General features: G+C 63.3%; 10 protein-coding genes and 1 riboswitch. Of the genes, 9 read left to right on the top strand and 1 reads right to left on the bottom strand.

The features are described from left to right. Nucleotides 1-234: 234 nt before the first annotated feature. A complete protein-coding gene (locus tag MN186_RS04945) occupies nt 235-1026 on the bottom strand; it encodes an FRG domain-containing protein (protein ID WP_242113149.1) in 792 nt (263 codons plus the stop codon). A gap of 400 nt (nt 1027-1426) precedes the next feature. Continuing rightward, nucleotides 1427-1638: riboswitch (cobalamin riboswitch) on the top strand. 133 nt (nt 1639-1771) lie between these two features. Between MN186_RS04945 and MN186_RS04940 the strand changes: the two genes are divergently transcribed. The 9 genes from MN186_RS04940 to MN186_RS04900 are packed head-to-tail and all read left to right on the top strand — an operon-like array spanning nt 1772 to nt 9116. Next, nucleotides 1772-3631: a TonB-dependent receptor plug domain-containing protein gene (locus MN186_RS04940; RefSeq protein WP_242113146.1), complete on the top strand. Its 1860-nt coding sequence runs from the start codon at nt 1772-1774 to the stop codon at nt 3629-3631. Nucleotide 3632: 1 nt separating this feature from the next. Continuing rightward, a complete protein-coding gene (locus MN186_RS04935) occupies nt 3633-4508 on the top strand; it encodes an ABC transporter substrate-binding protein (protein ID WP_242113137.1) in 876 nt (291 codons plus the stop codon). Next, a complete protein-coding gene (locus tag MN186_RS04930; RefSeq protein WP_242113135.1) occupies nt 4505-5488 on the top strand; it encodes a FecCD family ABC transporter permease in 984 nt (327 codons plus the stop codon). Before MN186_RS04935 ends, MN186_RS04930 begins: the two co-directional genes overlap by 4 nt. Further along, nucleotides 5485-6243 carry an ABC transporter ATP-binding protein gene (locus tag MN186_RS04925; protein WP_242113127.1) on the top strand — a complete coding sequence of 253 codons (759 nt, stop codon included), beginning with the start codon at nt 5485-5487 and terminating at the stop codon, nt 6241-6243. The genes MN186_RS04930 and MN186_RS04925 overlap by 4 nt, the downstream gene beginning before the upstream one ends. Continuing rightward, the gene (locus MN186_RS04920; protein WP_242113125.1) at nt 6240-6950 is read left to right on the top strand and encodes an adenosylcobinamide amidohydrolase; all 711 of its coding nucleotides are present in this window, start codon (nt 6240-6242) and stop codon (nt 6948-6950) included. The genes MN186_RS04925 and MN186_RS04920 overlap by 4 nt, the downstream gene beginning before the upstream one ends. Continuing rightward, the gene (locus MN186_RS04915) at nt 6947-7588 is read left to right on the top strand and encodes a MotA/TolQ/ExbB proton channel family protein (protein ID WP_242113123.1); all 642 of its coding nucleotides are present in this window, start codon (nt 6947-6949) and stop codon (nt 7586-7588) included. Before MN186_RS04920 ends, MN186_RS04915 begins: the two co-directional genes overlap by 4 nt. Continuing rightward, the gene (locus MN186_RS04910; protein WP_242113108.1) at nt 7588-7968 is read left to right on the top strand and encodes an ExbD/TolR family protein; all 381 of its coding nucleotides are present in this window, start codon (nt 7588-7590) and stop codon (nt 7966-7968) included. Before MN186_RS04915 ends, MN186_RS04910 begins: the two co-directional genes overlap by 1 nt. Before the next feature lie 3 nt (nt 7969-7971). Further along, nucleotides 7972-8343: an ExbD/TolR family protein gene (locus MN186_RS04905; protein ID WP_242113106.1), complete on the top strand. Its 372-nt coding sequence runs from the start codon at nt 7972-7974 to the stop codon at nt 8341-8343. Next, complete coding sequence (locus tag MN186_RS04900; RefSeq protein ID WP_242113105.1) at nt 8340-9116, top strand: TonB family protein; 777 nt, start codon at nt 8340-8342, stop codon at nt 9114-9116. Before MN186_RS04905 ends, MN186_RS04900 begins: the two co-directional genes overlap by 4 nt. Nucleotides 9117-9201 lie beyond the last annotated feature (85 nt).

The following is a 9201-nucleotide window of genomic DNA, read 5'->3' as shown; positions in this document are numbered from 1 at the left end:
CTCGAAATCCAAGGTCTTGGTTTCAACACTCAAAATCTACAAGATTTCAGAATCTTACGCCACTCTCACCGACTCCTCATGAATTTTTCGGGTTAGTAGGAATGGCGCGGGGGCACGGGATCCGGACACTGCAAAGTCGACAATCGTTTCGCCTATCGCTTTCTGACGGATGTGCACTGCTTCTCGTTGATAGGACGTCGTTGCAGCTTGATTCCGAAGAAACCCCTGATAACATCAATAGATGTCGCGGCCCCCATATTTCTGGATGTTTGCGATATCTGCGATGCGTTGCCCTATTCCCTGTAGCCCGGGGTATACAAGCGAGCTATCTATGCCGAGCTGAAGCAGCTGAAAGAGCACTTGCTGTTTTCGACGAGCTGGAACTATGACCTTGCCGAACGTGGAAACCTCATCGTTTGGATGCGTCCCCTCGTTTTTCTTTGATACCTTTAGAGCGCGCTGGTCCAAGGGCAGAAAGGTGTCGGCGCCTTGAAAACTCTGAACAGTAAAGAAGCTTTTTTGAGTTCTAATTCTGTCGTCCAGCACTGGCGGTTTCAACGCAGCGATCTTTCCATCCCACGGTAGCTTAATGTTCGTCCGATCACTCCAAACCCGGCTCAGCGGCTGCATATAAAACAAAGCACAGTCTTTTTCAGGATCGCCGCTTACTGCAAAAAAAAGTGCAATTAGAGGATCAAGTGTCCAGTCGAGCAATTGCGTTGGAACTCCATAGTGCTGAGCTACAAAGCGATCGATGAAAGGCGCACGCTGAAAGTCGGGTAGTAACAAAGCGCCTTGATCGAAAAATGCTCGAAGCATTGCCTCCTCAGCGCGTAGATAGAGTTCTGCTTTGGAGAGCTGTTCACTGAAGATATGTACTTCTCGCCGGTACAGCGCCGGAGTAAGCCCCCATTCAGCATCCGATTGGCCGCGATATAGGTTGGTTGGCCCTACGACCGCACTGTCCTTGAGGTGTGAAATCAAATCCCAAAGTTGCCAACCATTTTCCCACTCAGAGACATCCATTTTCGTACCAATCGTTGCAAAAGACATACAAGTGAATGCGTACAGGCCTATGGTCTTAGTGTCGAGTTGGGTTCCCCCCAACCCTGGACGGTGGCGCTGATCCAAGCGAATGTCCGATCCGCACCCAGAGCCGCCTGATCCGCCCGGTTAAAGGGACCACCAACACGTAACACGTGTCCGCTTTGGGCCGACTCCAGTCATAGAGTGGTCCAGAGCAAACGGCATCTTAGTCCCGCACACCGGACACTTAGACCAGGCGCGGAAGGTGTTCGGACCGGCGCAGCCCACGGTGCTAGCCCGTATATCACAGAAAAACCCCGTCGTGTGGGTCACAGGCTCGCGATGCTCCACGCCAAGGGGTCGTGTGCGAATCATCATTTACAAGACCCGCCCCGATCAATTACACCCAAGCTGCTTCGGTCCGGGCGCATATTGCCCGGATAATAGGGAACACGGTGCGATGTCGGTGACGGCGTCAACTCCGCGACTGCCCCCGCAACTGTAAGCGGCGAGCGAAGCCGGGAGATACCACTGCTGCTTAATGTGCGGCGGGAAGGTCCGGCCAAGCGACGACCCGCAAGTCAGGAGACCTGCCGAAGAGATCACCCAGTTCGGGCGCGAGGGGCGTCATGAACTACGGTCCCTTCCGTCGTGGTGGCAATTTCGCCGTGTCCGAAGGTTTACCCTTTCGGTTCATGATTTGTTGCTTTGGGCCGAAACGGCCCGTTTGATGAAGGACGAGGCCATGACCGCCCGTATTCTTTCCACCACTGCGCTGTGCGCATTATTATCCCAACCCGCTTTCGCGCAAGACCCGTATGACCTGGGCACGATCATCGTGTCGGGCGGGTTTTCCCCGGTCGAGGCTGCGCGCTATGGCCGGTCTGCCAGTGTTCTGACCCGCGCCGATATCGAGGAACGCGGCCTGACCACGGTTCAACAGGCGTTGCGTGCGTTGCCGGGCCTGTCGGTTAGCGGGCAGGGTAGCAACTTTACCCAAGTCCGCATTCGTGGGGCCGAGGCGAGCCACACGCTGATCCTGATCGACGGGATCGAGGCCGCGGGCGGCGACGGGACATATGTGCTGTCGGGGCTGGAGACCGCCAATATCGAACGGATCGAGGTTCTGCGCGGGCCGCAATCGGTCTTTTACGGGTCGAACGCGTCGGCGGGGGTGATCAACATCATCACCAAGCGCGGGGGCGAGGGCACGGAATATGGCGGCTCGATTGAGGTCGGAGGCGGCACCACCGCGACCGCATTTATCTCGCAACGGGGCGAACGGGGCGGGCTGTCGCTGTCGCTGTCTCATGCCGATGATCACGGCTATGATTTCTCGGGCGATGGGGGGGAACGCGATGCCACCCGGCGCAATACCGCGATCCTGTCGGGTGATTATGCGCTGACGGACGATGTGAAGCTGGGTTTCACCTTCCGCAAATCGAACGAGGAATATGATTACGACGCGACATCCTGGACGCCGACGGACGCAGCCAGCTATATCGTTGATGATCCCGACCTTTACGGCGAACGGGACGAAATGACCGCCAGTGTCTTTGCCGAATACCTGATGCTGGACGGGCGTCTGTCGCATCGTCTGTCCTATGACTGGACGCGGAACGATCAATCCTATGACGGTGGCCCTTTCACGAAGACCAAGTCGGAAAAACTGGCCTATCTGCTGAGCTATTCGCTGAGCGGTGAGGCGGTTGCCAGTGCTGATCAGCTTGTGAACCTGATCGTCGAGGATGAAACAGACAGCAGTGACAGCAATCCGCTTTACGGGCGTGGCACGACCTCGGTCGCGGTGGAGTATCGCGGCAGTTTCGCAAACGGGTTTGACGTGCAACTGGGTGCGCGGCGCGATTTCAACGACTCGTTTGATGATATCACCACTTGGAATGCGGCGATGTCTTACGGGTTTGACAATGGTGTGCGGCTTCACGCGTCTGCCGGGACCGGGTCGGTGAACCCATCGTATTTCGAACTGTATGCGGATGCGTTCGGTTATACCGGCAATCCGAACCTGATGCCCGAGACCAACCAGAGCTTCGATGTCGGGATCGAGCTGCCGATATTCGGGGATCGTGGCGTGGTGGATGTGACCTATTTCAACGAACGGCTCAGCGACGAGATCACGGACATTTCAACCGGGCCGGGCACGTTTTCGTTTGAAAACCAGGTGGGCAAAAGCACCCGCGAGGGCCTTGAGGTCGGGGGACAGGTCGCGGCGACGGATACGCTGGATCTGCGGTTTGGATACACTTGGCTGGACGCCAAGAACCCCGATGGCAGCGTCGAGACGCGGCGCCCGGAACACGAGCTGACGCTGGGCGCGACGCTGGCGGCGTTTGGCGGGCGTGGGTCGATCTCGGCTGATCTGCGGCATGTGGCGGGGAATTATGACACCCAGTATTGGGGCGCGTTCGAGACGGTCGAGATGCCCGCGTTCACCACGGTTGATGTGGCCGCGCGCTATGCCTTGACCGATGAGGTGACGTTGACGGGGCGGGTCGAGAACCTGTTTGACGTGGACGCGTCGGAGTCGTGGGGCTATGCCGCGCGGCCGATGACGGCCTATGTCGGGCTAGAGGCCCGGTTCTGACATGATCCGGGCGCACCTGCGCAATATGGTCCTTGGCGGGGTGATCGGCCTGATCGCCCCGCTGGTTGCGACCGCGCAGGATGCGCCGGACGTGCGGCCCAAGCGGGTCGTGTCGATCAACCTGTGCACCGATCAACTGGCGATGATGCTGGCAGATCCCGGCCAGCTTGTGTCGGTGTCGGTGCTGGCGCGCGAGCCCGAAAGCTCGGCCATGGCGGATGAGGCGCTGGGGTGGCCCATCAACCACGCCCGCGCTGAAGAGATTTTTCTGCTGAAGCCTGATCTGGTGGTCGCCGGGGCGTTTTCATCGCAGGCGACCGTTCAGATGTTGCGCAAGCTGGGCTTGCCGGTCGAGGTGTTCGAGCCCGCCCTGTCGCTGGAGGATGTCAGCGCCGCGATGACCCGGATGGGCGCGGCGCTGCATCAAGACGCGCGCGCTGCGGACCAAGTCGCGGGGTTCGAGGCCCGTCTGGCCGCGCTGCGTGAACAGGTGGTAAACCGCCCGCGCGCGGCGATTTACTATGCCAATGGCTATAGTGTGGGGGACCAAAGCCTGTCGGGGCACATACTGGCGACCGCCGGTTTTGACAACATCGCGCGCGAGGCGGGTATTCCCGTGGCCGGAAATATTCCTCTGGAGGTGCTCGCGCTGCTGGACCCGGACGTGATCATCACCGGGCAACGCTACCCCGCCGCGTCGCGGTCCGAGGAGATTCTGGATCACCCGGTGGTCCGGCATCTACAGGATGCGCGGTTGCGCGGCACCATCGCTGACCGCGACTGGATCTGCGGCACGCCGCATGTGCTGCGCGCGGTCGAGGGGCTGATCGGGTTGCGGCACGATTATGAAGCAGTTGCACGGGGGGCAGGGGAATGAGACGCCTTGCCCTGATCCTGATCGCACTGGTGGTGGTGCTGTTCGTCGCGGCGCTTCTGCTGGGTCCGGCAGATACCGACCCGTGGCAGAGCCTTGTGGCGTTGATCACCCGCGAGGAGTCGTTGCTGGGGCTGGTGATGTATGAAATCCGCCTGCCGCGCGCGCTGCTTGCGGTGATGATCGGGGCCAGTCTGGGCCTGTCAGGCGCCGCGATGCAGGGCTATCTGCGCAACCCGCTGGCCGATCCGGGACTGATCGGGGTGTCGGCCTCGGCGGCGCTGGGGGCTGTCTTGGCGATCCAGACGGGCCTTGCCGCCGCCTTTGCGCTTGGACTGCCGTTATCGGCATTGGCTGGGGCGCTGGTGGGTGTGTTGCTGGTGTTGGCGCTGGCGGGGCCACGCGGCTCGTCGCTGACGCTGATCCTGGCGGGGATCGTGGTGTCGTCATTGGCGGCTGCGCTGACTTCTCTTGTGCTGAACCTGTCGCCCAACCCTTTTGCGGCGAACGAGATCGTGTTCTGGATGATGGGGTCGCTGGCCGACCGCTCGATGGTGCATGTGGGTCTTGCGCTGCCGTTCATGGTGATGGGCTGGCTGCTGCTGGGCGGGGTGGGGCGCGGTCTTGATGCGCTGACCTTGGGCGAGGACGCGGCCGAGGCGATGGGCATCAACCTGATGGTTCTGCGGCTGATGGTGGTGATCGGCACCGCCGCGGTGGTGGGCGCATCGACGGCGGTCGCGGGCGTCATCGGCTTTGTCGGGCTGGTGGTGCCCCATATCCTGCGCCCCTTCGTCGGCGCGCGCCCATCGGCCCTGTTGTGGAGTTCCGCTTTGGGCGGCGCGGCGATGCTGTTGGCGGCGGATATCACGGTGCGGCTGGTGTTGCCGTCGAAAGACCTGAAGTTGGGCGTTCTGACTGCCATCATCGGCGCGCCGCTGTTTCTGCACCTGATCCACAAAGTCAGGAAGATGAGCGTATGAGCTTGCTTGCGATATCGGATCTGTCGGTCACGCGGCGCGGACGCAGTATTCTGCGTGATGTGTCCTTGACGATTGACGCGGGCGAGGTCGTGGGCCTGATCGGTGGCAACGGTGCGGGCAAGACCACATTGATGCGCGCGGCCCTTGGGTTGATCGGGTTCGACGGCCGCAGCTCGCTTGCCGATATGCCGCTGCGGGTGCGGGCGAAACAGGCGGCGTGGCTGCCGCAGGCGCGCGAATTGGCGTGGCCGGTGGATGTGCAAACGGTGGTCACGCTGGGCCGTATTCCGCATCTGGCGGCTGGGCAAAGGCCGACGCAAGCTGACCAAGCAGCGGTCGATACTGCGCTGCACGAGATGGGGCTGGACGCCATGCGCCACCGTACGGTCACGCGGCTGTCGGGCGGCGAACAGGCCCGCGTATTGATTGCCCGAACACTGGCGCAGGGCACGCCTTTGGTGATGGCGGATGAGCCGATTGCGGGGCTTGATCCGGGGCATCAGATCTCGACCATGAAGATCTTTGCGGGGATGGCGAAGCAGGGCAAATCGGCGCTGGTGTCGCTGCATGATCTGGGGCTGGCGGCGCGGCATTGCACGCGGCTTGTGCTGCTGGGTGAGGGGCGGATCGTGGCCGATGGGCCGCCGCAATCGGTTCTGAGCACCGACAACCTGCGCCGCCATTTCGCAATCACCGCGCATTTTGAACATACGCCGCATGGCCCCATTTTCCAACCGTTGGAGGTACTGGAATGACCCCGGTTGATCTGGATGGTCCGTGGATGGAACTGACCTTGGGCGCGCCGCTTAGGGTGGTCAGTTGGGTGCTGAACCGCCCCGGTTTCATCACCGCCGACCGCATTCTGTGGCGCGAGGTGCGCAACGCCGATCTGACGCCCGATCTGGATGTGGCCGCGTGGCTTGAGGACGCTTTGGCCGCGCGGGGCCGGTCGGAATGCCCGTGCTTTCTGACCTCGCGCGATGTGCGGCGGATGAAAGAGGCGGTGGCGCGTGTGGGAGACATCACGGCGCGCTGCGTGGCGACGGTGGGCCTGTCCAATGCCGAGCGGGTCGGGCAGCGCATGCGCTATGACGGGGCGCGGTGGGGCACGATCAACATCGCCGTGCAACTGGATTGCGGGCTGAACGATGCGGGCCTGTTGGAGGCGACAAGCATCGTGGCGCAGGCGCGCACGGCGGCGGTGATGGATCAGGGTATTGCGTTGCCCGTCGGGATTGCCACGGGCACCGGCACCGATTGCATCGCGGTTGCCGCACCGCCGGGTGCGCTTGGTTTCGCCGGGCTGCATACCGATATTGGCGAGGCTATCGGGCGCTGCGTTTACGACGCCATGACCGACGGCGTGCAGGAATGGAAGATCGACGTGAAGCGCGGACCTTGGACGGAAGCGGACGGCGCCGCGCCGCCTGAACATGACACCGAAACGGAGGCTGCAACATGACACGGATTGAGGCAATCGAGGGCTTCCTGCTGCGCGGCGGCCCGGCGATGTGGGTCATCGCTGCCCTGTCGGTTCTGATGGTGACGCTGGTTCTGTGGCGCATCTGGCGGCTGTCGCTGGCGGGCGCGTGGTCCGGCGGACGGGCCGAGGCGTTGGTGACGGACCTGTGCGCCGGAGCGGATGCGGCGACGCTGCCATTGGACGCGCGGCGGGTGCGGCCGCGCTTCGTGCGGGATTGCGTCGGCGTGCTGTCGGAGCCCGGGCTGGATCGTGGCCTGCAACAGGCCGAGATCACGCGGCTGGCGATGCTGGAAATCGCCGGGTTGCGGCATGGGCTGCGGCCCCTGGACCTGATCGCGACGATTGCGCCCCTGGTCGGGCTGTTGGGCACGGTTCTGGGCATGATCGACGCGTTTCAGGCGTTGCAGCTTGCGGGTGACACGGTGGATGCGACCCTTCTGGCAGGCGGCATCTGGCAGGCGCTTTTGACGACGGCGGCGGGGATGGCGGTGGCGATCCCGGCCACCATCGCGCATAGCTGGTTCGAGGCCGTCGCCGACCGCGTGCAAGCCGATCTTGAAGGCATCGCGACGCGGCTGTTTGCGTGTTTTGCAACCGGTCGTGCAAAGGTGGCGTGATGTTTTCCTTCGCCTCAGACCGGCCGCGCCGCCGGCCCAGCCTGACCCCGATGATCGACGTGGTGTTCCTGCTGCTGGTGTTCTTTATGCTGACCGCGCAGTTCAGCCGGGACACGACCTTGTCCCTGCGCACGGGTGGCGGTGGGGCGGGGCAATATGACGGCCCGCCGCGTCTGGTGCGGATCGGGGCCGAGGGGCTGTGGCTGAACGGTCGCCCCATCGCGCTGGCCGATAGCGTGGCCGCGTTGGAGGGGCTGATGCGCGACCCCGGCGACCTGATCGTGCTGCGCGGCGGGCCTGATGCCGATGTGCAGCGCGTGGTCGAGGTCATGCAACATCTGGGCGCGGCGGGCTTCACCGGTCTGACCTTGGTGGAGTAGCCGATGCAGTTCCCCCGCCCTCGAACCAGATCCAGACCTGAGGCGATTGTGCCGATGATCAACGTGGTGTTTCTGCTGTTGGTCTTTTTCATGATGACCTCGCAGATCGCCTCGGCGCCGCCGTTCAGGCTGTCTCCGCCCACGGCTGTGGGGGGTGAGGGCGCGGATGGGGGGCTGGTGCTTTATGTCTCGGCGGCCGGTGAGATGGCGTTTGGCGCGGCGCGGGGCGAGGCGGCGCTTGCAGCCATCGCGGCACTGGAGCCGGGCGCGCGGCTGACCGTCACGGCGGACGGGGCGCTTGCGGCGCCCGAGCTGGCGCAGCTGTTGCAACGGATGCCCGAGGGGGTCGCGCTGACCTTGACGGTGCGCCAATGAGTGCCGGGCTGCGCGAGATATTGATCTGCTTCGGGCTGGCGGTGTCGGGGCATGTGGTTCTGTGGCCCTCGGCCCCGCCTGTGGGGTCCGACGCGGCGGGGGCGGACGGGCAGGCGCAGGTGGCCCTGCGCGCCAGCGATGCCACCCTTGAGGCGTTGGTGGCCCGGTGGGAAACCACGCCGGATGTCGCGGTTGCCACACCGGAGCTGGCACCGCCAATGCCTGTAGAGCCGCCGGTGCTGGATACTCCGTCTAACGCGCAGGCGCAGGCGCGGATGGCAATGCCTGTGATGCCAGCGCGGCCAGATGTGGACCGCCCAAGTGCCGATACACCGCCACCCGCGACAAGCGCGCCTGAGGCTTCGGTGAAGCCCAAGCCGCGCAAACCCGCCCCGGCGGTGAAGCGGGCACCGCAAAGGGCGGTGGGCGCGGGGGGTGGGCAGGCTGCCGGGCGCAAGGCCAAGACCGACAGCAGCGCGGGGCAGGGTGACAGTCAACGCCTGCTTGCGCGTTGGGGCGGCAAGGTGCGCGCGGCGATCGAGCGGCGCAAACGCTATCCGCGCGGCACGCGGGCGGAAGGGACGGTCACGCTGTCGCTGACGGTGTCGCCAGCAGGGCAGGTCGTGTCGGCGGGCGTCGTGCGCAGTTCTGGCCACGCCGCGCTGGATCAGGCCGCGTTGGCGGCGATCCGCACCGCACGTATTCCGCCTGCGCCGAAAGGGTTGGGAAAAGGGCCGCACCGGTTTACCGTTCCAGTCGCATTCTCACGTTAGGGTGTCTTTTTGAGAATGGTTCGCAATTGTACTTGACAGTTGCGAGTGATTTGCATTTACAAGAGCCGACACCATATAAAGGAGA

This window comes from Aliiroseovarius sediminis (genome assembly GCF_022678485.1).
Taxonomy (GTDB): domain Bacteria; phylum Pseudomonadota; class Alphaproteobacteria; order Rhodobacterales; family Rhodobacteraceae; genus Aliiroseovarius; species Aliiroseovarius sediminis.
The sequence above is the reverse complement of the archived record's forward strand: the minus strand, read 5'-3'. Positions and strand labels throughout refer to the sequence as shown.